Below are 22185 nucleotides of genomic sequence, written 5' to 3'. Positions count from 1 at the left end.
GCCGTCATGACCGTGAAGACCCACTGGTACGAAGCCGATACGCGGTTTATCCCCGGGCACTATCAACCGGCGGCGCTGATCGACCTGGTGCTGTCCCGGGACATCGACAGCCACCGCCTGCTGCGCGGCACCGGGCTGTTCCACGAGGACATCCTGGCCGGCCAGACCCGCCTCAGCCCACAGCAGTTCCTGGCGCTGATCGGCAACGGCCGGCGCCTGCTGGATGCCGACGACAGCAGTTTCCTGTTTGGCCAGCGCCTGCTGCCCGGGCATTACGGCGCCGCCAGCCATGCCCTGCGCCATGCGCAGAACCTGCACCAGGCCCTGGACGCCCTGGTGCAGCAGCAGGCGCTGCTCAGCCCCCTGGCCAGCCCGCGCCTGGTGCTGGATGAGCATCACGCCTACTGCTACTGGCTGGACAGCTGCGGCGCCGGCGAGCACTGGCGGTTCCTCCTGGAAGCCAGCATGACCTCGCTGGTGGCCATGAGTCAGTGGCTGGCCGGCCAGCGCCTGCCCTGGGAATGCAGCTTCAGCCACAGCGAGCCGCGCTACGTCGAGCAGTACTGGGTGCACCTGGGGGAACAGACCCAGTTCCAGCGGCCCCTGGACCTGATGCGCATCCCCCGGCAATACCTGACCCGGCCCTGGCCCGGGGCCTCGGCTACCGCCGGCCAGGTAGCGCGCCTGGAGGCCGGCGAGCACCTGCGCCAGTTGGGGTTTGCCAGCAGTTTCCTCGACACCCTGTACCGCTACCTGAAAACCCGGGTACGCCACACCCCGAGCCTGGAGCAAGCGGCCCAGGATTTCGCCATGAGCCCGGCCACCCTCAAGCGCAAGCTGAGCAAGCACCACAGCGGCTACCAGCAACAGGTGGACCAGGTGCACAAGCACGTGGCCCTGTACCTGTACCAGATCAAGGGCTGGAGCAACGAGGCGGTGGCCGAGTACCTGAACTTCAATGACCCGGCCAACTTCCGCCGCTCATTCAAGCGCTGGACCGGCAGCACCCCGAGCTTGATCCGGCAGTTGCTGGGCAGCAGCTGAAACGTTTAATCTCGAACCACGACCGCTGACGCGCCGCGGGCCCGCACAGGGGCGCCGCGGGCCGTCGCGCTCGGGCGCCCGGTGGAAAAAGCGCTAAAGCGCCGGGCCATTAAGGCGTATAAACCATGGAGCGATGCCGTCGCTGTCACCGCGCCGGAGCCATTTCCAACACGGGGTAGAGTCATGACCACAGCCAATCTCTTGAGCCACCTGTTTCCTGCCGCCGCCGACATCCCCGAAGCCTTTCGCCTGCCCGACCCGGTGGAGCAGCGCGACTACCTGGTGGACGGTGAACTGCGCACCTGGGACGGCCCCCTGGCCCAGGTCCGCAGCCCGATCTACCTGAGCGGCGCCGACGGCGATACCCAGGTGATTCTCGGCAGCACCCCGCTGCTGGACGCCGACACCGCCCTCACCGCCCTGGACGCCGCGGTGCGCGCCTACGATCGCGGCCAGGGCGCCTGGCCAACGATGCGCGTGGCCGAACGCATCCAGCACGTGGAAGCCTTCCTGGCGCGCATGCGCGAGCAGCGCACGGCGGTGGTCAAGCTGCTGATGTGGGAAATCGGCAAGAACCTCAAGGACTCGGAGAAAGAGTTCGATCGCACCTGCGACTACATCGTCGACACCATCGGCGCGCTGAAGGAACTGGACCGGCGCTCCAGCCGCTTCGAACTGGAACAGGACACCCTCGGCCAGATCCGCCGCGTGCCCCTGGGCGTGGCCCTGTGCATGGGCCCCTACAACTACCCGCTGAACGAAACCTTCACCACCCTGATCCCGGCGCTGATCATGGGCAACACCGTGGTGTTCAAGCCGGCCAAGCTCGGCGTGCTGCTGATCCGCCCGCTGCTCGAAGCCTTTCGCGACAGCTTCCCGGCCGGGGTGATCAACGTCATCTACGGCAGCGGCCGCGAGACCGTCAGCGCGCTGATGGCCAGCGGCAAGATCGACATCTTTGCCTTCATCGGCACCAACAAGGCCGCCAGCGACCTGAAGAAACTCCACCCCAAGCCCCACCGCCTGCGCGCGGCCCTGGGCCTGGACGCGAAGAACCCGGGGATCGTGCTGCCCGATGCCGACCTGGACAACGCGGTCAGCGAAGCCCTCACCGGTTCGCTGTCGTTCAACGGCCAGCGCTGCACGGCGCTGAAGATCCTGTTCGTCCACGAAGCCGTGGTGGAACGCTTCATCGAGCAGTTCAATGCCAAGCTGCAGGCCCTCAAGCCGGGCATGCCCTGGGAACCGGGGGTGGCCCTGACGCCGCTGCCGGAGAACACCAAGGTCGACTACCTGCACGCCCTGGTGGCCGACGCCCAGGCCCACGGCGCCCAGGTGGTGAACGCCCACGGCGGCGAGGCCCGGGCTTCGTTCTTCTATCCGGCGGTGCTGTACCCGGTGACCCCGCAGATGCGCGTCTACCACGAGGAGCAGTTCGGCCCGGTGGTGCCCATCGTGCCCTACCGCGACCTGGACACCGTGATCGACTATGTCCTGGAATCGGACTTCGGCCAGCAACTGAGCCTGTTCGGCAGCGACCCGGCCGAGATCGGCCGGCTGGTGGACGCCTTCGCCAACCAGGTCGGGCGGATCAATATCAACGCCCAGTGCCAGCGCGGCCCGGACACCTTCCCCTTCAACGGCCGCAAGAACTCCGCCGAGGGCACGTTGTCGGTACATGACGCGCTGCGCACCTTCTCGATCCGCACCCTGGTGGCGACCAAGTTCCAGGAGCGCAACAAGCAGCTGATCAGCGACATCATCCGTAATCGCGAGTCGAGTTTCCTGACCACCGACTACATTTTCTGAGGGAGCCCCCGAGCGTTCGCCCTGGCGCGAACACCCGGCCCCAGCCACCAACCGGAGGAACCGATCTGGGCCCGTTCAAACACCTGCGGGGCATCACCCTGCCCCCCTTGCTGCGCCGCCTGCTGCGTCCCGTGCTCGACCCGTACCGGCGCTACCGTCACGCCCGGCTGATCCACGCGGTGCGGGTCGCCCTCGGCCTGATCGCCACCATCCTCCTGACCACCGGCCTCAACCTGCCCCACGGCGAGTGGGCCTCGGTGACCATGCTGGTGGTGATCGGCGGCCTGCAGCACCACGGCAACATCGGCAAGAAAGCCGCGGAACGGGCCATCGGCACCCTGGTGGGCGCCGGGGTCGGGCTGGTGCTGGTGGTGCAGCAGGCCTACTTGGGCCAGCCCTGGCTGACCTACCTGGGCATGTCGGTGGTGTGCGGCTACTTTTCCTATCACGCCATCGGCAAGGGCGGCTACACCGCGCTGCTGGCGGCGATCACCGTGTTCATCGTCGCCGGCCACGGCGACAACCAGGTCAGCGACGGCCTGTGGCGCGCGGTGGACATCCTCATCGGCATTGCCCTGGCCCTGGCGTTTTCCTTCGCCATTCCGCTGTATGCGGTGTACTCCTGGCGCTACAACCTGGCCAGCGCCCTGCGCGACTGCGCGCAGTTGTACGGGCGGATCATCCAGGGCCAGTCGGTGACCGACGACGAGCACCTCAAGCTCCTGGGCCGGGTCAACAGCGCCATGCTGCAACTGCGTTCGCTGATGCCTTCGGTGTCCAAGGAAGTACGGATTTCCATGACCGAGCTGGACGCCATCCAGCGCAACCTGCGCATGTGCATCAGCACCCTGGAGATCCTCGGCAACACCCGCCCCGATGCCAGCGACCCGCAGGCCATGGCGCAGATGCAACTGGCGCTCAAGGCCGAGCACCGGCAGATCCGCGTGCAACTGATCGGCATGGCCCGGGCGCTGCAATCGGGGGTCACCCAGCGCCTGGAGAAATCCGTGGAAAGCCACCCTGAAAACGCTCTGGAGGCCCCGGTGTATTCGGCCCTGGATGGTTACCGGCTGCTGACCCGGCAACTGGCCGCGACCCTCGGCGAGATGCACCAGCGCCTGGCCAAGAGCGCCCGGCACTGGAAGATCTAGAACAGCTCGCTGAAAGCAATGAAGGGCGCCCGATCCCCTGCCTGCAAGGTCCGGCCCTCGACGATTTCCACCAGGCCATCGGCCCAGGAAGCCCCCAGCAACACCCCGGAACTCTGGTTCGGATAGAGCACGGCGCGGCCGTTCTCCAGGCGCGCCCGCAGGTACTCGCGGCGCTTGCCGGCCTTGGGCCAAGCGAAGGCCACAGGCACTTCGACGCTCAGCGGCGCCACCTCCTGTACCCCCTGCAGCCGCAGCAGGTAGGCCCGGGCCAACAGGCCGAAGGTCACCAGCGCCGAGGCCGGGTTGCCCGGCAGGCCGATCACCGGCACCTGGCCGAAGTAACCCACGGTCAGGGGCTTGCCGGGCTTGATGGCGAGTTTCCAGAACAGCGGCCGGCCACTGTCCCTGAGCACCTGCCCGAGGCAGTCGGCATCCCCGGCGGAAACGCCGCCGGTGGTCAGGATCAGGTCCGCGCCATGCTGCAGCTGCTCCAGCCTGAGCCGGGTGTGCTGCGGCTGGTCGGGCAGGATCCCGGCGTCGATCACCTCGCAGCCCAGGGCGTCCAGCCAGTGCCTGAGCAGGGTCCGGTTGCTGTTGTAGATGCAGCCGGGGCGCATGGGGGTGCCCGGCTCCAGCAATTCATCGCCGGTGGACAGCAGCGCCACGCGCGGGCGGCGCACCACCTGCAACTCGGTGCAGCCCTGGGCGGCGGCCACCGCCAGTTCGAAGGGGCCGAGGCGCTTGCCGGCCTGCAGCAACACCTCGCCGGCGCGGTTCTCCTGGCCCTGGGGGCGAATGTTCTGCCCCGTTTTCAGGGCCTGGGTAAAACGCACCCGGCCGTCTTCCAGCAGCTCGACGTTCTCTTGCATCTCGACGCAGTCGGCGCCTTCGGGCACCGGGGCGCCGGTGAAGATACGCGCACAGCTGCCGGGTTGCAGGGGCGCACCGGGCTGCCCGGCGAACACGGTCTGCGATACCGGCAACGGTGCACCGTCCCAGTGCTGCAGGTTCAGGGCGTAGCCGTCCATGGCGCTGTTGGGCCAGGGCGGCAGGTCCAGGGTCGCCACCAGGTCGGTGGCCAGCACCCGTTGCCGGGCCTGATCCACGGCCAGGGTTTCGCTCTGTACCAGGCGCTGGGCGTCGGCCATGGCCAGCAGGCTGGCCAGTGCCTCTTCCACCGGCATCAGTGGGCTCTGGCTCATCCCCGGCTCTCGCAGGCCTGCACCGGCTTGAGGTGCGGCACGAAATTGCATGGCCGGTGGCGGGCATCCAGCTGCTCGGCGAGGATGCCTTCCCAGGCGGTGCGGCAGGCCCCGGTGGAACCCGGCAGGCAGCACACCAGGGTGCCGTTGGCCAGCCCGGCCAGGGCCCGGCTCTGTACCGTGGAGGTGCCGATATCGAGAATCGAGATGGCGCGAAACAGCTCGCCGAAACCGTCGATGTGCTTGTCCAGCAGGCAGCCCACGGCTTCCGGGGTGCTGTCGCGGCCGGTAAAGCCGGTACCACCGGTGATCAGCACCACCTGAATGCGCTCGTCGGCGATCCAGGCCGCCACCTGGGCGCGGATCTTGTACAGGTCATCCTTGAGCAGGTTGCGCTCGGCCAGGCTGTGGCCGGCCTCCAGCAGGCGGCTGACCAGCAGTTGCCCGGAGGTGTCAGTGGCATACTCCCGGGTATCGCTGACCGTCAGCACGGCAATGTTCAAGGGTACAAACAACGCATCCGACTTCACGCTCATGTCATTCTCCAACCGGCAGGCTAAAAATCATGAACCCAGGCTAAAGGCCCGCCAACGCGGCTGTCTAATCGTTCTGACTGACCGGATTATCGATGCGCTCTATCATCCTGCGGGGCCCTGCCAGGGGGCCGATAAAGCCCGTCAATCGGCCATTCAACACTTCCGATTGGACGTACCCGAAGGACAATGCCATCGTTTGCGCCACCAACTTGATATGCATCCCGCCATGACCCCGACCCAGCCCGCCCCCACCTGTTCCCTGCCCTGCTCGATCCTGCTGCTGGCCGGTGGCCGCGGCTCGCGCATGGGCGGCCAGGACAAGGGCCTGGTGGCCTGGCGCGGCCAGCCGCTGATTGCCCATGTGCAGGCGGTGGTGCGGCCCTTGAGCGATGACCTGATCATTTCCTGCAACCGCAACGCCGAGCGCTACCGGGCCTATGCCGACCGCTTGGTGGAGGATGGGCAGAAGGATTTCCCCGGGCCCCTGGCTGGAGTCCTGGCCGGCCTCGCGACAGCCCGCCACCCCTGGCTGCTGGTGCTGGCCTGCGATGCGCCGCAGATCGACGCGGCGCTGATCCAGGCCCTGCTGGATGCTCGCGGCAACGACGCCAGGCCGGTGATGGTGCAGCAGGCCGGGCAATGGCAACCCATGTTCAGCCTGATCCCCACGGCGCTGCTGGGCGACCTGCGCCAGGCCTGGGACAACGGCGAGCGCAGCCTGCTGCGGGCCCTGGCCGCCCATGGGCTGAGGCCCGTGCCCTGCGCTGCGGACGATCCGCGGCTGAGCAACTTCAATACCCCTGAACTACTGTCTGAAGCAGGCCCCAAGCCCCTGGCCTGAACACCGCCGGAGGTGCCCAAGGGCGCCACCGGACAAGGCCCCCAGGCCTTTTCATGGGCGCAACACCTGCGTTATTACTGAACTCGATTTTTCCCACAACAGGTGCCACCGTGGACATCAAGCAACTCAAGTTTCTGATCGCCCTGGAGCAGACCCGGCACTTTGGCCAGGCCGCCGCGCGCTGCCATATCACCCAGCCGACCCTGTCCATGCGCCTGCGCAATCTTGAGGATGAACTGGACCTGATCCTGGTCACCCGTGGCCAGCGCTTCGAAGGCTTCACCGAAGCCGGCGAGCGGGTGCTGGCCTGGGCCAAAACCCTGCTGGCAGCCCATGACGGGCTGTTCGCCGAAGCGGCCGCCTGCCGCGGGCAACTGGTGGGCAAGCTGCGCCTGGGGTTGGTACCGCTGAGCGGCTTCAACCCCATCAGCTACGTGCAACAGCTATCGTCGAGTTTCCCGGAACTGCAGTTCAGCCTGTCGTCCATGAGCTCCGACCGGATCATCGAGGACATCGGCAACAACCAGTTGGACCTGGGGGTCTGCTACCTGGACCACGTCAACCCCAACTACCTGGACTTCTTCGAGATCGGCGAGACCCGGGTCGGCCTGCTCTACGACACCCGGCACTTTCATTTCCAAGGCACTGAGATGAGCTGGGAGGACGCCGCCGAACTGCCGCTGGGCATGCTCAGCACCGGCATGCACTATCGCAAGTCCATCGACCTGAGCTTTCGCAGCCGCGGCCTGAACCCGCAACCGATCCTGGAAAGCGACTCCACCTACCAGCTGTTCCAGGCGATCCACGAAGGCTTCTGCTGTTCGATCATGCCCCTGGACAGCGGCCTGGATTCGCCCATCGAGAACCTGGCCTTTATCCAACTGCCGGACGCCAGCGTGCTGGCGCCACTGGGGCTGGTGATGCGCAAGACCGAGCCGCGCTCGGCGATTGCCGAAAAGTGCTTCGCCGAAGCCAAGAAGCTGTTTGCGATCAAAGAGTGAACCAATGCCCCAGGGCCGCCCATGGCCCTGGGCAAATCGAATGCAACGAGGTGTGGTCATGGTGTGCCGGATCGAACAAACGGAGCAACAACCCGAGGCCAATGCGCCGGCGCCGGCGCCGCAGCGGGTGGCCTATCGCGAGTACAGCGCCGACGGCCCGATGGCCGAGGCGCCGCTGGCCGCCGAGATCGCCCTGGCGATCACCTACAACGGCCTGAGCCAGGCGGTGATGATGGTGTCTCCGGGCAACCTGGAAGACTTCATTCGCGGCTTCAGCATCACCAACGACATCGTCAATGACCTCGGCGAAATCTACGACATCCGCCTCAGCCACTTCCCCCAGGCCTGCCAGGCCGACGTGGAAATTTCCAGCCGGGCGTTCTGGGCCCTCAAGGACCATCGCCGGCAAATGGCCGGCACCAGCGGCTGTGGCCTGTGCGGAGTGGAGGCCCTGGAACAGGCGCTGCCGCAACTGCAGATCCTCGAACCCGCGGCCCTGCCACCTGCCGAACACCTACAGGGCCTGCGCGAGCGCATCGAACAGGCCCAGCACATGGCCCGCAGCAGCGGCGCCCTGCATGCGGCGCTGTACTTCGACGAACAGGGCGAGGTGCGCCTGTGCCAGGAAGACATCGGCCGCCACAACGCCCTGGACAAGCTGATTGGCGCGCTGCTGCAGGCCGGGATCGATGGCCGCCAGGGCTTCACCGTGGTCACCAGCCGTTGCAGCCTGGAGCTGATCCACAAGGCCGTGCGCGCCCGCCTCGGCACCCTGGTCAGCCTCTCGGCGCCGACCGCGCTGACCGTGCAATGGGCCAACAAGCATCGCCTGAACCTGATCCACGTCCCCCACCGCAACGCCCCACGGATCTACAGCCCGGTGTAAATGCACCACGCCGGATGACATGCATCCGGCGTGGTTGCCCCCTTCCCTCAAGCCTCTGTCAGCGGCATAAGCTCAACGCTCTGCACCCCAACGTTCGGCCGCCTGCCGGTCGCTCTCGCGACCGTCGATCCAGCGCTCGCCGCTCGGGGTGACTTCGCGCTTCCAGAACGGCGCGCGGGTCTTGAGGTAATCCATGATGAAGGCGCAAGCCTCGAAGGCCGCTTGGCGATGGGCGCTGGCCACCCCGACAAAGACGATGGGCTCACCCACCTGCAGCAACCCCACCCGGTGCACCAGGCTCACCCGGTTCAGCGGCCAGCGCGCCTGGGCCTGCTCCACGATGCGCTGCAGCGAGCGCTCGGTCATGCCCGGGTAGTGTTCAAGAAACAGGCTGTGCACCGCCTCCCCCAGGTTGAGATCGCGCACATAACCGACAAAGGTCACCACGCCGCCGACGCCGCCGACGCTGGCGTCGCCGGCCTGCAAGCCGGCATTCAACTGGTCGAGGCTCAACGCCTGGGTCTGCACCTGGATGCTCATGCTCAGCCCCCGGTCACTTGCGGAAAGAAGGCGATTTCATCGAAGTCCTCGATGGCCGCATCGAGCTTGCACAGTTCCTGGTTCAGCGCGCACATCAAGCTGTTCTCCCCCAGCACCTGGGCCCAGGTTTCACCCCGGGCCATCAGCCGCTGGCGCAGGTCCTCGACGGTGCGCAGGCTGGCATCCAGGGGCAGTTTCTCGCCACCGCAGCCCAGTTGCTCACGGTAGCGGGCAAAGTAGTTGACCAGAATCATCGGGCCTGTCCTGCGATAAAGGTGCCGGACTTGCCGCCCTGCTTCTTCAGCAGGTGCAGCCCTTCAATGACCATGGCGCGGTCCACCGCCTTGCACATGTCATAGATCGTCAGCGCCGCCACGCTGGCGGCGGTCATGGCTTCCAGCTCGACCCCGGTGGCGCCGTTGAGCCGGCAGCAGCTGGTGATCTGCACCCGGTCCGGCGGCAGTGCCTGCAGTTCGATGTGGACCCCGGTGAGCAGCAACGGGTGGCACAGGGGGATCAGTTCGTGGGTCTTCTTTGCCGCCATGATTCCGGCGATGCGCGCCACGGCGAACACATCGCCCTTGGGATGGCCCTGGTCCTGGATCAGTTGCAGGGTGGCCGGGAGCATGCGTACCCAGGCCCGAGCCTGGGCCTCGCGCTCGGTAGCGGCCTTGCAGGTGACATCCACCATGCTGGCCCGGCCCTGGTCGTCCAGGTGAGTGAGTTCATTCATGTGCAACCTCGGATAACAACAGTGGATCAGCTCAGGACATAGTCCACCGGCTCCAGCGCCGGCGGCAGTTCGGTGGCCCCCAGGGCTTCGAGAATCTCGCGCTCGATGTTGCGCACGATGGCGCTCAGCGGCAGGTCGTTCTCATCGTGGCCGAAGGGGTCTTCCAGCTCGTCGCCTATGGCGTCCAGGCCGAAGAAGGTGTAGCTGACGATGGCGGTGAAGATCGGCGTCAGCCAGCCCAGGGGCTCGGCCATGGCAAAGGGCAGGAGGATGCAGAACATGTAGCTGGTGCGGTGCAGCAGCAACGTGTAGGGAAACGGCAGCGGCGTGGCCTTGATCCGCTCGCAGGTGGATTGCGCGCCGGTGATGGCCGCCAGTTGATTGGCCAGCAGCAGGTAGCGCCATTCGCTGAGCCGCCCCGCCTGGGCCTGGTCCGAACACTGGCGCGCGATCTGGCGCAGCAGGCTGTCCGGCAGGTTGCTGGTGCTTGCCGGCGGCAACTGGCTGAGCCAGGTTTCGGCAGCGCTCAGTTCATCTTCGCGGCGCAGCCGGGCCTTGAGGGCATGGGCGAAACCGCACAGGTCACGCAGGATCGCGCTGCGCGCCCGGGCATCTTCAAGCACCTGGGTTTCGCGGATCATCGAGCGCACCTCGGTCACCACCGTGCCCAGGGCCTTGCGCGCTTCATACCAGCGGTCGTAGCAGGCGTTGTTGCGAAAGCTCATGAAGATCGACAGCGACAGGCCGAGCAAGGTGAACGGGGTGGCGTTGACCTTGGAGAAATACGCCGGGTGCAAGGTCTCGATCAGCACGATGGCCGAGGCCAGCAGGGTCACCAGCAGGCTGCGCAGGGCGATGCGCTTGGCAATCGACCCCTTGAGGGAAATCAGCACGCTGATCAGGTTGGGTTTGGATCTGACGATCATCGGGGTAGAACCTTTGCACAATGAAAAGCCGTGATGAGCAGCGGTTCAGCCGCCGGTCATGTTCATGAAGCGCACCACCTGCACCTCGTCGTTGAGTTCGAAGTGATGGCTGTAGGGCTTGAGTTTCATCGCCTCGACTATGGCCCGCTGCAGGCGCCCGGTATCGCCGGGGTGAGCCCGCAGCACGGTCTTGAGGTCCACCGAGTGCTCGTTGCCCAGGCACAGCAGCAAGCGGCCTTCGACGGTCAGGCGCACGCGGTTGCAGGTGCCGCAGAAGTTGTGGCTGTGGGGCGAGATGAACCCCAGGCGGATGTGCGGCGCCTCGGCCAGGCGCCAGTAGCGCGACGGGCCCTGGGTCGACTCGGCGGACTCGATCAGGGTGTAGCGCTCGGCGATCCGCTCGCGAACCCGGGCACTGGAAAAGAACGCATCGCTGCGGCTGTGTTCGCTGATGGTGCCCAGGGGCATTTCCTCGATAAAGGAGATGTCCAGGCCGCGGTCGATGGCAAAGGCCACCAGCTCGTTGATCTGCCGGTCGTTGCGCCCCTTCATCACCACGCAGTTGAGCTTGGTGCGCTCAAAACCGGCGGCAATCGCCGCGTCGATGCCGGCAACCACCTGGCCCAGCTCGCCGGTGCGGGTCAGCTGGCGAAACAGGGTCGGGTCCAGGCTGTCGAGGCTGATGTTCAGGCGCTTGACCCCGGCGTCGAACAGCGGCGCGGCCAGCTTGCCCAGTTGCGAGCCGTTGGTGGTCATGCACAGCTCCCGCAGCCCGGGCAGCCGGGCAATGCCCCGGCACAGCTGGACCACCCCGGGGCGGATCAGCGGCTCGCCGCCAGTGAGGCGGACCTTGCGGGTGCCCAGGGCCACGAAACGTTCGGCCAGCTGGTACAGCTCTTCCAGGGTAAGAATGCGTTGGCGCGGCAGGAACTGCATGTCCTCGGCCATGCAATACACACAGCGGAAATCGCAGCGGTCGGTCACCGACATGCGCAGATAGTCGACCCGCCGAGCGAAGCCATCGAGCAATACCTGATCTGACATCCGAGCCTCTTTCGACGGTGGCAATCCATCGCGATTAGTTGAAGTTCTTCCACGCAAACACATGCAGAAGGCGTTATTGGCGGCAAGATTAAAAGCCATTAAAAGCCCCGTCCAATCGCTATTAACAACTGGCTGATCAATACAATCTATCGTTCCTCAAATCGCTTCCGACAAAGACCGAATCAAGAAAATAACTATTTGATATATATAGATTTTTAACGGTGATAGAGGCTTTCGATCAGCCGGTCATTAATTGCGATTAGACAGCTGTCACGGGTGACGAATAGGCTTTATTCGTGGCCCACATAACGAGCCCTGAAAGTTACTCCACGCCAATAAGCAATACCGAACTCAAACAAGTTCACAACAACCGCATTTAGCCTGTGCAGTCAAACAATCACTGACATCAATTCAATGTCGGCCGGTTGCCTGCGTGCGCTGTATTGGAGAAATATCATGAGCGAAGTTGATCGATACAAACCCTACAAGGGCGCCGCTGCCGGTTGGGGGGCGCTGATCGCAGTGACCAGGAACTGGCTGGGCAGCGAGAACGCCTTCAAGAACATCCGCGCCATGCTCAAGACCAACCAGAACGGCGGCTTCGACTGCCCCGGCTGCGCCTGGGGCGAGTCACCGGAAAACGGCATGGTCAAGTTCTGCGAGAACGGCGCCAAGGCGGTCAACTGGGAAGCCACCGGGCGCCTGGTGAACCCGGCCTTCTTCAACAAATACACGGTCTCGGCCCTGGCCGCGCAGAGCGACTACTGGCTTGAGTACCAGGGCCGCCTGACCCACCCGATGCGCTACGACGCCACCCAGGACCGCTATGTGGAAACCACCTGGGACGAGGCCTTCGAGCTGATTGCCAGCCACCTCAAGGGCCTGGACTCGCCCAACCAGGCGGAGTTCTACACCTCCGGCCGGGCCAGCAACGAGGCGGCCTACCTGTACCAACTGTTCGTGCGCGCCTATGGCACCAACAACTTCCCGGACTGCTCCAACATGTGCCACGAGGCCAGTGCCGTGGGCATGTTCGAAAGCGTTGGCGTGGGCAAGGGCACGGTGGTGTTCCATGACCTGGAACAGGCCGACGCGATCTTCGTCATCGGCCAGAACCCCGGCACCAACCACCCGCGGATGCTCGAGCCACTGCGCGAGGCGGTGAAACGCGGGGCCCAGGTGATCTGCTTCAACCCGCTCAAGGAACGTGGCCTGGAACGCTTCCAGCACCCCCAGCACCCGCTGGAGATGCTCACCAACGGCTCCGAGCCCACCTCCTCGGCCTACTTCCGCCCGGCCCTGGGCGGCGACATGGCGGCCTTTCGCGGCATCGCCAAGTTCCTCCTGCGCTGGGAGCGCGAGGCCCTGGCCAACAATGGCGAAGCGGTGTTCGACCGGGCCTTCATCGCCGAACACACCTCCGGCCTGGACAGCTACCTGGCCGAAGTGGACGCCACCTCCTGGAACCACATCGTCGAGCAGTCCGGCCTGAGCCTGGCCGACATCGAGCTGGCCGCGCGCATGTACCGCAAGGCCAAGCGCACCATCATGTGCTGGGCCATGGGCCTGACCCAGCACACCCACTCGGTGCCAACCATCCAGGAAGTGATCAACGTGCTGTTGCTGCGGGGCAATATCGGCCGTCCCGGCGCAGGCCTGTCGCCGGTGCGCGGCCACAGCAACGTGCAGGGCGATCGCACCATGGGCATCAACGAACTGGCGCCCACCGAGCTGCTGGATGCCCTTGAGGCGCGCTTCGGCTTCAAGCCGCCCCGGGAGCACGGGCACAACACGGTGATGGCGATCTCGGCCATGGAACAGGGCCGGGCCAAAGTGTTTATCGGCCTGGGGGGCAACTTTGCCCAAGCCACCCCGGACACCCCGCGCACCCACGCGGCCCTGCGCAACTGCGAGCTCACCGTGCACATCGCCACCAAGCTCAACCGCAGCCACCTGGTGACCGGGCACGAGGCGCTGATCCTGCCGTGCCTGGGCCGCACCGATATCGACATCCAGGCCAACGGCCCGCAAGGCATCACCGTGGAAGACACCTTCAGCATGGTGCATATCTCCCACGGCCAGCTCAAACCCAAGTCGCCGCACCTGCGTTCGGAACCGGCGATCATCGCTGGCATCGCCAACGCCACCCTGGGCCAGCACCCCATCGACTGGCTGTGGGCGATCGAAGACTACGGGCGCATCCGCGACCTGATCGCCGACACCATCCCCGGTTTTGCCGACTTCAACCTCAAGCTGCTCAACCCCGGCGGCTTCCACCTGGGCAACGACGCCAGCCAGCGGCGCTGGAACACCGCCACCGGCAAGGCGCGGTTCATCCCCAGCGAGCTGCCGGAACACCTGGTCAGCGCCGGGGTGCGCAAGCTCAAGGTCAAGCCCGACCTGATCCTGCAGACCATGCGCTCCCACGACCAGTACAACACCACCCTGTATGGCCTGGACGACCGCTATCGCGGGGTCTACGGCATGCGCGAGGTGCTGTTCGCCAACGAGGACGACATCCGCCGGCTGGGCTACGAGCCGGGGCAGAAGGTCGACATCGTGTCGCTGTGGGATGACGGCCGGGAACGCCGGGTCAGCGGTTTCACCCTGATCGCCTACGACATTCCCGCCGGCCAGTCGGCCGCCTACTACCCGGAGACCAACCCCCTGGTGCCCCTGGAAAGCTACGGCGAGCGCACCTACACGCCGACCTCCAAGTTCATCGCCATCCGCCTGGAGCCGGCGGCGGCCAGCAACCTGATCCAGTCCGTCGGCGTTTGACCCGGCCGGAGCGGCCAAGGCGCCGCTCCAGCCTGCCCCGCGCAGCCTTTTGCCGTACGCCGCGAACCCGGGTTCACGGCGGTGGCCGGCGCCTGCGCGGGCCCCCAGCCATTACGAGGGTTTCGTCATGTTTCATCTACAGGCACTCGACCTGGCGCGCATCCAGTTCGCGTTCACGGTCTCGTTCCACATCATCTTTCCCGCCATCACCATCGGCCTGGCCAGTTTCCTGGCGGTGCTCGAAGGGCTGTGGCTCAAGACCCACAACAGCACCTACAAGGACCTGTACCACTTCTGGTCGAAGATCTTCGCCGTCAACTTCGGCATGGGTGTGGTTTCCGGGCTGGTCATGGCCTACGAGTTCGGCACCAACTGGAGCCGCTTCTCGGACTTCGCCGGGAGTATCACCGGCCCTCTGCTGACCTATGAAGTGCTGACCGCGTTCTTCCTCGAAGCGGGCTTTCTCGGGGTCATGCTGTTCGGCTGGAACCGGGTCGGCCGCGGGCTGCACTTTTTCGCCACGGTGATGGTGGCCATCGGCACCCTGATCTCGACCTTCTGGATCCTCGCCTCCAACAGCTGGATGCAGACGCCCCAGGGCTTCTCCATCGTCGATGGGCGGATCATGCCCATGGACTGGCTGGCGATCGTCTTCAACCCGTCCTTCCCCTTGCGCCTGATGCACATGGCGATTGCCGCATTCGTCGCCACGGCGTTCTTCGTCGGATCGAGCGCCGCCTGGCACCTGCTGCGGGGCAACGACACGCCGCCGGTGCGCAAGATGCTGTCGATGGCGCTGTGGATGGCGCTGATCGTGGCACCAATCCAGGCGGTGGTCGGTGACGCCCATGGCCTGAACACCCTGGAGCACCAGTCGGCGAAGATCGCTGCCATCGAAGGCCACTGGGAAAACCACGGCAGCGAACCCTCGCCCCTGGTGCTGTTCGGCATTCCCAACATGGACGGCGAGAAAACCGACTACGCCGTGGAAGTGCCCTACCTGGGCAGCCTGATCCTGACCCACAGCCTGGATAAGCAGATCCCGGCGCTCAAGAGCTTCCCCAAGGAAGACCGGCCCAACTCGGCCATCGTGTTCTTCAGCTTCCGCATCATGGCCGGCCTGGGCATGTTGATGATCCTCACCGGGGTGCTGGGCCTGCTGTTGCGGCGTAACGGCGGGCTGTACCGCAACCACCTGTTCCTGCGCCTGGTGCTGTGGATGGGCCCCAGCGGCCTGATCGCCCTGCTGGCGGGCTGGATCACCACCGAAGTCGGGCGCCAGCCCTGGGTGGTGTACGGCCTGCTGCGCACCAGCGACGCCGCCTCCAACCACAGCGTGGCGCAACTGAGCATCTCCCTGGCGCTGTTCGTGGTGATCTACTTCTCGGTGTTCGCCGTGGGCATCGGCTACATGATGAAGCTGGTACGCAAGGGCCCGCAGCCCCACCACGAGCATCCGCCCAGCACTGCGCCCGGCCAGGAGCCGACTCCGCGCCGGCCGCTGTCGGCCATCCCCGAGACCTTCGCCACCGGCGACCACCACCTCTGAAACAAGGGCAACCAACATGACGATTCAAGGCATAGACCTGTCATTGATCTGGGGCGTGATCATCGCCTTCGGGGTGATGATGTACGTGATCATGGACGGCTTCGACCTGGGGCTGGGGATCCTCTTTCCGCTGATCCCCGATGCCCGGGAGCGGGACGTGATGATGAACACCGTGGCCCCGGTGTGGGACGGTAACGAGACCTGGCTGATCCTCGGTGGCGCGGCGCTGTACGGCGCCTTTCCCCTGGCCTATTCGGTGATCCTGGAGGCCCTGTACCTGCCGCTGATCTTCATGCTTGCAGGGCTGATCTTCCGCGGCGTGGCCTTCGAGTTCCGCTTCAAGGCCAGCCCCGAGAAACGGCACATCTGGGATTGGGCGTTCATCGGCGGCTCGCTGCTGGCGACCCTGTGCCAGGGCATCGTGATCGGCACCTATATCAGCGGCATCCCGGTGGTCGATCGGCAGTTCGCCGGCGGTACCCTGGACTGGCTGGCGCCCTTCCCGCTGTTCTGCGGCCTGGGGCTGATCGTGGCCTATGCGCTGCTGGGCAGCACCTGGCTGCTGGTCAAGACCGAAGGCATGCTGGAAGCGCGCATGCGCCACTACACCCGGCCCCTGGCGTTCGCGCTGACCGCGGTGGTGGCGGTGCTCTGCGTGTGGACCGCGCTGCTGCACCCGGAGATCGCCAACCGCTGGTTCAGCCATGCCCACCTGGTGATCTTCGGCGCCCTGCTGGTGCTGGGGCTGGCGGCACTGTGCGGGCTCCTGGGCACTTTGCGCCAGCACCATTCCCACTGGCCGTTCGTGTTCACCCTGGTGCTGGTGTTCCTCGGCTACATCGGCCTGGCGTTCAGCATCTGGCCGAACATCGTGCCGCCGTCCATCAGCCTGTGGGAGGCGGCTTCACCGCTGTCCAGCCAGCTGTTCATCCTGATCGGCACCCTGTTCATCCTGCCGGTCATCCTGATGTACACCTGCTGGAGCTACTACGTGTTCCGCGGCAAAGTGAGGATTGGCGATGGCTACCATTGATCGAGCAACACCCCTGCCCTGGCACAAGGCTGTGGCGCAACTGAGCCTGCTGGTCATCGGCGCACTGCTGATGCTCGCCTGCAGCGGCGCACTGATGCTGGAGCTGGCGCATGGATAGGCTAACGACGCGGCCGCCACGGCCGGCATCCACCTGGCAGCGGTTGCTGTGGATGGCGGGTATCTGGCTGGCCAGTGTGGTGGGCCTGGGGCTGGTGGCCGGCGTGTTGCGGCTGCTGATGCAGGCCGCCGGCATGCACAGCCACTGAGCAGGGGCCATAACGCCTGCAACCCCGGCCCGCCATAGCGGGCCGGTTTTTTTGCGCCTACAGGCCGGTGGGCGCGCGCTCGGCCAGGTCTTCCAGCAGGTCGGCGGAGGGCACGAAGAACAGCCCGCCAGTGACCGCGGTGCTGAAGTCCAGCAGGCGATCGTAGTTGCCTGCAGGGCGGCCGACGAACATGTTCTCCAGCATCTGCTCCACCGGCCGTGGCGAGCGGGCGTAGCCGATGAAGTAGGTGCCGAATTCCCCGGCGCCCGGGCGGCCGAACGGCATGTTGTCGCGCAGGATCTTCACCTCCTCGCCGTTCTCTTCCAGGGTGGTCAGGGAGCTGTGGGAGCAGCTGGGTTTCACTGCATCGTCGAGTTCGATATCCGATACTTTGGTGCGGCCGATGATGCGCTCCTGGGCCTCCACCGTCAGTTCGTTCCAGGCGGTCATGTTGTGCAGGTACTTCTGCACCAGCACGTAGCTGCCATTGCAGAACTGCGGATCCTCGTCCCCCACCAGGGTGAAATCCACCGCCTCGCGGCCTTCCGGGTTCTCGGTGCCGTCGACGAAACCGACCATGCTGCGCATGTCGAAATAGCGGAAGCCCTGGACCTCGTCCACCACCTTGATCGAATCCCCCAGGGGCTTGAGTAACTGCGTGGCCAACTCGAAGCACAGGTCCATCTGTTCGGCACGGATGTGCAGCAGCAGGTCGCCGGGAGTCGATGGTGCGCGGCGCCCCTCCACGCCCACCTCGATGAACGGGTGCAGCGACGCCGGGCGCGGGCCGCCGAACAGGCGGTCCCAGGCGCTGGAACCAAAACCGCAGACACAGGACAGATTGCCCCCCGGGACGCGCTTGCCCACCGAGCGGGTCAAGGCGGCGATATCGGCGCACCAGTCGCGCACGGTTTGCGCGGCAGCGGCGCCGGGCGCCAGGGTGGCGACGATGAAGATCGCGCTACGGGTGATGGGATTGCAGATGGCTTGGGGCTCGGGCTTGCGCTCGGCCAGGGAGGACGGCTGGGTCATTATGGGTTCCACAGGCTGCGGTCGGAAAACACCGACAGGAAAATAGCAGATTGTGACCGTGGCCAGGGAGATTGCTCCCCCTGGAAGACGCCGCCCTCCCATTCACCGAATCCCCGGGCCATCAAGCACCTCTAGCCTTGCACAGCGCACGACCCTGTAGCCGCTGCCGAGCCGGCGAGGCTACGCAAAGGACCGCCGGGCCTTGCTTGGCGATCTCCCGCCGGGCATCAGCGTTTTCCGGATCGCTGCGGCCGCTACGCGACCGTGCGCAGCCTGCGGCAGCGGCTGCACGAGTCGCGAGGCGCTGTGGCTCCGTTCAAGCGGGGCTTGAGCGCAACACCCGCACCGGCACCGATTTGTAGGACGGTGTGCCGCTGTCCACGTCCAGGTAGTCCAGGGGCACCAGGCGGTTGGCTTCGGGGTAGTAGGCGCCCACCGTGCCATTGGCGATCTTGTATTCGATGGCGGTGATCTTCTCGTAGCGCAGCCGGCGCCCGCCGATCACCGTTTCGATGTCCACCAGGTCGCCATGGGCCAGGCCTCGGGCGGCCAGGTCCGCCGGGCTGATGAACAGTACGTCGCGGCGGCCGAACACCCCGCGATAGCGGTCGTCCAGGGCGTAGATGGTGGTGTTGTACTGGTCGTGGCTGCGCAGGGTGATCAGCCGCAGCACATCGGCGCCGTCCACTTCCTTGTCCTCATGCAGCCCGGGAAAGACGAAGAATTCGGCCTTGCCCGAGGGCGTCAGCCACTGCCGCTCGGCTGCCGCCAGGGGCATGCGGAAACCACCCGGCACGCGAATGCGGGCGTTGTAGTCGTCAAAGCCGGGCACGGTCTGTTCGATCAGGTCGCGGATCTTGTCGTAGTCGGCCACCAGCTCCAGCCAGGGCACGCGGCTGCCCGGCAAGGTGGCCCGGGCCATGCCGGCGACTATCGCCGGTTCCGACAGCAAAAACTCGGAGGCCGGTGCCAGCTTGCCGGCCGAGGCGTGCACCATGGACATCGAGTCTTCGACGGTGATCGCCTGACGCAGGCCGTCCTGCATATCCAGCTCGGTACGGCCCAGGCAGGGAAAGAGGAAGGTTTCCCGGGCAACCAGCAGGTGGCTGCGGTTGAGCTTGGTGGCGATGTGCACGCTCAGGTCCAGCTTGCCCATGGCCGGGAAGCACTGGCCCGGGTCCGGCAGGGCCACGGCAAAGTTGCCCCCCAGGCACAGCAGGGCCTTGGCGCTGCCGGCGATCATCGCCTGCATGGCTTGCACCGCATCGTGGCCGTGTTGCGCCGGCGGGGTGAAGCCGAAGGTCTGCTGCAGCTTGTCGAGAAAGGCCGGGGAAGGCTTTTCGGTAATGCCCACGGTGCGGTTGCCCTGCACGTTGGAGTGGCCGCGCAACGGGCAGATCCCCGCCCCCGGCTTGCCCAGGTTGCCCCGCAGCATCAGCAGGTCGCAGATCAGCCGGACATTGGCCGTGCCTTCGTTGTGCTGGGTGACACCCATGCCGTAGGTGACGATGGTGGCGTTGGACTTGGCATAGGCCGCCGCGACCATTTCCAGGTCCGCCTGGTGCAGGCCGCTGGCCTGTTCGATGTCTGCCCAGGCAGTGGCATGCAGGTCCGCCGCCAGGGCCTCGAAGCCCTGGGTGTGCTCGGCGATGAATGCCTGGTCCAGGACCTGCCCCAGGCTGTCCTCCAGGGCCAGCAGCGCCTTCATGATGCCCTTGATCGCCGCCGCGTCGCCGCCGGCCTTGACCTGGAAGTACGACGAGGCGATGCGGGTGGAGCCGTAGGTGGCCATCTCCACCATGTTCTGCGGATCGGCGAAACGCTCCAGGGCGCGCTCGCGCAACGGGTTGAAGACCATGATCGGCACCTTGCGCCGCGAAGCTTCATGCAGGGTGCCCATCATCCGCGGGTGGTTGGTGCCGGGGTTGTGGCCAATGGAGATGATCAGCTCGCAGAGGTCGAAGTCCTCCAGCGACACCGTGCCCTTGCCGATGCCAATGGACCGCGGCAGGCCGACGCTGGTGGGCTCGTGGCACATGTTCGAGCAGTCGGGAAAGTTGTTGCAGCCGTATTCCCGGGCGAACAGCTGGTACAGGTAGGCCGCTTCGTTGGACGCGCGGCCGGAGGTGTAGAACTCCACCTGCTCGGGTTGCAGGCTGCGTAGGATCTCGCCAATGCGGGCAAAGGCGTCCTGCCAGGCCACAGGCTTGAAGGTGTCGCTGGCGCGGTCGTAGACCAGGGGCTCGGTGAGGCGCCCGAGGTCTTCGAGCTCGTAGTCCGAACGCTGCAGCAATGAGGTCACCGGATGCTGGGCGAAGAACGCCGGGGTTACCCGCTTGTTGGTGGCCTCCCAGGTCACCGCCTTGGCGCCGTTTTCACAGAACTGGAAGGTCGACTTGTGCTCCTTGTCCGGCCAGGCGCAGCCCGGGCAGTCGAAGCCGTCGGGCTGGTTGGTGCGCATCAGGGTCAGCGGCGCCTTGAGGGTGTCCATCTGCTCGCGCACCGCGGTGGCAGTGGCCTTGAGCGCGCCCCAGCCACCGGCGGGAGCGTCGTAGTTGCGGATTCCGGGAACCTTGCGTCGAGTACTCATGGGCGCTCCAGGGCCGGCCCGGCGCTGCACGACGCGAACCGGTGGTTGCGGGTGACCGAGGCGCGCCAGGGCAGGATGCCCGAGGGCCTGGATCAGGGGGCAAGTGCGCTGGAAAAGCTTCAGCGCAGGCTAAAATCTAGCCCTGCGGGTTGGCCTGTCAAGGCCAGGCGCTGACCGGTACAGGGCCCATGCCAGGGCCCCGGTCAGGCCCGTGGGAGCCTATTGCAGGCCCCCGCCAGAACCCGCAGCGCCTACTGCAAAACGCTGCGCCGGCGCTTGAGGGTCCAGCCCTGCTGCATGCCGGCCGCGGCCAGCAGGATCGCCCCCACGCCCACCCATTGCAGCAGCCCCAGGCGGTGCCCGAAAGCCACCCAGTCGACCAGGATCGCCGCAATCGGGTAGATGAACGACAAGGCGCCGGTCAGGGCCGTCGGCAGTTTCTGGATCGCCCCGTACAGCAGCACGTACATCACCCCGGTATGGAGAATGCCCAGGGTCAGCAGGCTGGCCCAGGCGCTGGCCTGCTGGGGTGGCGCGCCGAGGTTGGCCCAGGGCGCCAGCAACAGCACCCCGGTGCAGACCTGGATCAGGGCGATCAGGTGCGGCGGCGTGCCGCTCAGGCGCTTGATCAGCAGCGCGGCAAAGGCGTACAGCGCCGCCGCGCCCAGGGCCAGGGCAATGCCCAACAGGTAGTCGCCACCCTCCTCGCCCTGGCTGCCATGGGCACTGACGATGGCCAGCATTCCGGCGAACGACAGGCCCAGCCAGAACAGCTTCTGCGGGGTGATCTTCTCTCCCAGGAACAAGGCCCCAAGGGCCACCAGGATGAACGGCTGAACGTTGTACACCGCGGTGCCGATGGCGATCGAAGCCCGGGAGTAGGAACCGAACAGCAGCACCCAGTTGCCGACAATGGCCACGCCACTGAGCACCGCGAGGATCAAGGCGCGCTTGCTCAGAATGTTCTTACGCAAAAAGCCGAAAGCTCCACAAATCAGCAGCAAGGTCCCGGCGCCGAACAGGCACCGCCAGAACACCACATCCAGCACCGGTTGCCCGGACACCAGGACGAACCAGCCAATGGTTCCGGAAATCAGCATGGCAGCGGTCATTTCCAATGATCCGCGTCGGGTTAGTGCATCCATCATCAGGCTCCTTTGCAAGTGGGCAAATTATGCCTAGCCAGCAGAGCCCATCGCCAGATCAAAACCTGGGCTAGAA

21 protein-coding genes are annotated in these 22185 nt (G+C 65.8%); 11 read left to right on the top strand and 10 right to left on the bottom strand.

Annotated elements, in window-relative coordinates; genetic code table 11:
• Window positions 1-6 precede the first annotated feature (6 nt).
• The 3 genes from KCG88_RS01870 (at window position 7) to KCG88_RS01860 (ending at window position 4004) form a co-directional block, all read left to right on the top strand.
• A complete protein-coding gene (locus tag KCG88_RS01870; protein WP_210711605.1) occupies window positions 7-1044 on the top strand; it encodes an AraC family transcriptional regulator in 1038 nt (345 codons plus the stop codon).
• A gap of 183 nt (window positions 1045-1227) precedes the next feature.
• Entirely contained in the window at window positions 1228-2853 is a 1626-nt protein-coding gene (locus KCG88_RS01865; protein ID WP_047287806.1) for an NADP-dependent glyceraldehyde-3-phosphate dehydrogenase, read from the top strand.
• A 107-nt stretch (window positions 2854-2960) separates the two neighbouring features.
• Complete coding sequence (locus KCG88_RS01860; protein ID WP_047287807.1) at window positions 2961-4004, top strand: FUSC family protein; 1044 nt, start codon at window positions 2961-2963, stop codon at window positions 4002-4004.
• Here KCG88_RS01860 and glp read toward each other — a convergent pair.
• The gene (glp, locus tag KCG88_RS01855; protein ID WP_047287809.1) at window positions 4001-5206 is read right to left on the bottom strand and encodes a gephyrin-like molybdotransferase Glp; all 1206 of its coding nucleotides are present in this window, start codon (window positions 5204-5206) and stop codon (window positions 4001-4003) included. The two genes, KCG88_RS01860 and glp, sit on opposite strands and share 4 nt — an antisense overlap.
• A complete protein-coding gene (moaB, locus tag KCG88_RS01850; protein WP_011061996.1) occupies window positions 5203-5742 on the bottom strand; it encodes a molybdenum cofactor biosynthesis protein B in 540 nt (179 codons plus the stop codon). Before moaB ends, glp begins: the two co-directional genes overlap by 4 nt.
• A 226-nt stretch (window positions 5743-5968) precedes the next feature.
• Between moaB and mobA the strand changes: the two genes are divergently transcribed.
• The 3 genes from mobA (at window position 5969) to fdhD (ending at window position 8470) form a co-directional block, all read left to right on the top strand.
• Window positions 5969-6583 (top strand): molybdenum cofactor guanylyltransferase MobA, encoded by a 615-nt coding sequence (mobA, locus tag KCG88_RS01845; RefSeq protein ID WP_210711604.1) that lies wholly within the window; start codon window positions 5969-5971, stop codon window positions 6581-6583.
• A gap of 110 nt (window positions 6584-6693) precedes the next feature.
• On the top strand, window positions 6694-7584 hold the full coding sequence (locus KCG88_RS01840) for a LysR family transcriptional regulator (protein ID WP_047287814.1): 891 nt from the start codon (window positions 6694-6696) through the stop codon (window positions 7582-7584).
• A 58-nt stretch (window positions 7585-7642) separates the two neighbouring features.
• Window positions 7643-8470: a formate dehydrogenase accessory sulfurtransferase FdhD gene (gene fdhD, locus KCG88_RS01835; RefSeq protein WP_011061999.1), complete on the top strand. Its 828-nt coding sequence runs from the start codon at window positions 7643-7645 to the stop codon at window positions 8468-8470.
• Between the two features lie 72 nt (window positions 8471-8542).
• Here fdhD and moaE read toward each other — a convergent pair whose 3' ends face one another.
• From moaE to moaA, 5 genes are read right to left on the bottom strand one after another with little or no spacing between them, the layout of a single operon-like run.
• Complete coding sequence (moaE, locus tag KCG88_RS01830; RefSeq protein ID WP_210711603.1) at window positions 8543-9010, bottom strand: molybdopterin synthase catalytic subunit MoaE; 468 nt, start codon at window positions 9008-9010, stop codon at window positions 8543-8545.
• Between the two features lie 2 nt (window positions 9011-9012).
• Entirely contained in the window at window positions 9013-9264 is a 252-nt protein-coding gene (gene moaD / locus KCG88_RS01825) for a molybdopterin converting factor subunit 1 (RefSeq protein WP_011062001.1), read from the bottom strand.
• A complete protein-coding gene (gene moaC / locus KCG88_RS01820; protein ID WP_047287818.1) occupies window positions 9261-9743 on the bottom strand; it encodes a cyclic pyranopterin monophosphate synthase MoaC in 483 nt (160 codons plus the stop codon). The genes moaD and moaC overlap by 4 nt, the downstream gene beginning before the upstream one ends.
• Before the next feature lie 26 nt (window positions 9744-9769).
• Window positions 9770-10669 carry a bestrophin family protein gene (locus KCG88_RS01815; RefSeq protein WP_047337223.1) on the bottom strand — a complete coding sequence of 300 codons (900 nt, stop codon included), beginning with the start codon at window positions 10667-10669 and terminating at the stop codon, window positions 9770-9772.
• Between the two features lie 45 nt (window positions 10670-10714).
• The gene (gene moaA / locus KCG88_RS01810) at window positions 10715-11713 is read right to left on the bottom strand and encodes a GTP 3',8-cyclase MoaA (RefSeq protein ID WP_210711602.1); all 999 of its coding nucleotides are present in this window, start codon (window positions 11711-11713) and stop codon (window positions 10715-10717) included.
• A gap of 456 nt (window positions 11714-12169) precedes the next feature.
• Here moaA and KCG88_RS01805 point away from each other — a divergent pair, with 456 nt between their 5' ends.
• The 5 genes from KCG88_RS01805 to KCG88_RS01790 all read left to right on the top strand — a co-directional run bounded on the left by KCG88_RS01805 (window position 12170) and on the right by KCG88_RS01790 (window position 17342).
• A complete protein-coding gene (locus tag KCG88_RS01805; protein ID WP_210711601.1) occupies window positions 12170-14494 on the top strand; it encodes an FdhF/YdeP family oxidoreductase in 2325 nt (774 codons plus the stop codon).
• A gap of 127 nt (window positions 14495-14621) precedes the next feature.
• Entirely contained in the window at window positions 14622-16043 is a 1422-nt protein-coding gene (locus KCG88_RS01800) for a cytochrome ubiquinol oxidase subunit I (protein WP_210711600.1), read from the top strand.
• 16 nt (window positions 16044-16059) lie between these two features.
• Complete coding sequence (cydB, locus tag KCG88_RS01795) at window positions 16060-17076, top strand: cytochrome d ubiquinol oxidase subunit II (RefSeq protein WP_210711599.1); 1017 nt, start codon at window positions 16060-16062, stop codon at window positions 17074-17076.
• On the top strand, window positions 17063-17194 hold the full coding sequence (locus KCG88_RS31070; RefSeq protein WP_282598182.1) for a hypothetical protein: 132 nt from the start codon (window positions 17063-17065) through the stop codon (window positions 17192-17194). Before cydB ends, KCG88_RS31070 begins: the two co-directional genes overlap by 14 nt.
• The gene (locus KCG88_RS01790) at window positions 17187-17342 is read left to right on the top strand and encodes a DUF2474 domain-containing protein (protein WP_080966972.1); all 156 of its coding nucleotides are present in this window, start codon (window positions 17187-17189) and stop codon (window positions 17340-17342) included. The genes KCG88_RS31070 and KCG88_RS01790 overlap by 8 nt, the downstream gene beginning before the upstream one ends.
• 57 nt (window positions 17343-17399) lie before the next feature.
• Here KCG88_RS01790 and KCG88_RS01785 read toward each other — a convergent pair whose 3' ends face one another.
• The 3 genes from KCG88_RS01785 to KCG88_RS01775 form a co-directional block, all read right to left on the bottom strand.
• On the bottom strand, window positions 17400-18374 hold the full coding sequence (locus KCG88_RS01785) for a Dyp-type peroxidase (protein WP_210711598.1): 975 nt from the start codon (window positions 18372-18374) through the stop codon (window positions 17400-17402).
• Between the two features lie 316 nt (window positions 18375-18690).
• Entirely contained in the window at window positions 18691-20964 is a 2274-nt protein-coding gene (locus KCG88_RS01780) for an FdhF/YdeP family oxidoreductase (RefSeq protein ID WP_210711597.1), read from the bottom strand.
• A gap of 251 nt (window positions 20965-21215) precedes the next feature.
• Window positions 21216-22109 carry a DMT family transporter gene (locus tag KCG88_RS01775; protein WP_047287835.1) on the bottom strand — a complete coding sequence of 298 codons (894 nt, stop codon included), beginning with the start codon at window positions 22107-22109 and terminating at the stop codon, window positions 21216-21218.
• Window positions 22110-22185 lie beyond the last annotated feature (76 nt).

This window comes from Pseudomonas sp. MWU349 (genome assembly GCF_017947325.1).
Taxonomy (GTDB): Bacteria; Pseudomonadota; Gammaproteobacteria; order Pseudomonadales; family Pseudomonadaceae; genus Aquipseudomonas; species Aquipseudomonas protegens.
The sequence above is the reverse complement of the archived record's forward strand: the minus strand, read 5'-3'. Positions and strand labels throughout refer to the sequence as shown.

Coding starts and splice junctions, on each gene's coding strand:
- KCG88_RS01870 (WP_210711605.1), top strand. CDS start 7: ATGACCGTGAAGACCCACTGGTACGAAGCCGATACGCGGTTTATCCCC.
- KCG88_RS01865 (WP_047287806.1), top strand. CDS start 1,228: ATGACCACAGCCAATCTCTTGAGCCACCTGTTTCCTGCCGCCGCCGAC.
- glp (WP_047287809.1), bottom strand. CDS start 5,206: ATGAGCCAGAGCCCACTGATGCCGGTGGAAGAGGCACTGGCCAGCCTG.
- moaB (WP_011061996.1), bottom strand. CDS start 5,742: ATGAGCGTGAAGTCGGATGCGTTGTTTGTACCCTTGAACATTGCCGTG.
- mobA (WP_210711604.1), top strand. CDS start 5,969: ATGACCCCGACCCAGCCCGCCCCCACCTGTTCCCTGCCCTGCTCGATC.
- fdhD (WP_011061999.1), top strand. CDS start 7,643: ATGGTGTGCCGGATCGAACAAACGGAGCAACAACCCGAGGCCAATGCG.
- moaE (WP_210711603.1), bottom strand. CDS start 9,010: ATGAGCATCCAGGTGCAGACCCAGGCGTTGAGCCTCGACCAGTTGAAT.
- moaD (WP_011062001.1), bottom strand. CDS start 9,264: ATGATTCTGGTCAACTACTTTGCCCGCTACCGTGAGCAACTGGGCTGC.
- moaC (WP_047287818.1), bottom strand. CDS start 9,743: ATGAATGAACTCACTCACCTGGACGACCAGGGCCGGGCCAGCATGGTG.
- KCG88_RS01815 (WP_047337223.1), bottom strand. CDS start 10,669: ATGATCGTCAGATCCAAACCCAACCTGATCAGCGTGCTGATTTCCCTC.
- moaA (WP_210711602.1), bottom strand. CDS start 11,713: ATGTCAGATCAGGTATTGCTCGATGGCTTCGCTCGGCGGGTCGACTAT.
- KCG88_RS01805 (WP_210711601.1), top strand. CDS start 12,170: ATGAGCGAAGTTGATCGATACAAACCCTACAAGGGCGCCGCTGCCGGT.
- KCG88_RS01800 (WP_210711600.1), top strand. CDS start 14,622: ATGTTTCATCTACAGGCACTCGACCTGGCGCGCATCCAGTTCGCGTTC.
- cydB (WP_210711599.1), top strand. CDS start 16,060: ATGACGATTCAAGGCATAGACCTGTCATTGATCTGGGGCGTGATCATC.
- KCG88_RS31070 (WP_282598182.1), top strand. CDS start 17,063: ATGGCTACCATTGATCGAGCAACACCCCTGCCCTGGCACAAGGCTGTG.
- KCG88_RS01790 (WP_080966972.1), top strand. CDS start 17,187: ATGGATAGGCTAACGACGCGGCCGCCACGGCCGGCATCCACCTGGCAG.
- KCG88_RS01785 (WP_210711598.1), bottom strand. CDS start 18,374: ATGACCCAGCCGTCCTCCCTGGCCGAGCGCAAGCCCGAGCCCCAAGCC.
- KCG88_RS01780 (WP_210711597.1), bottom strand. CDS start 20,964: ATGAGTACTCGACGCAAGGTTCCCGGAATCCGCAACTACGACGCTCCC.
- KCG88_RS01775 (WP_047287835.1), bottom strand. CDS start 22,109: ATGGATGCACTAACCCGACGCGGATCATTGGAAATGACCGCTGCCATG.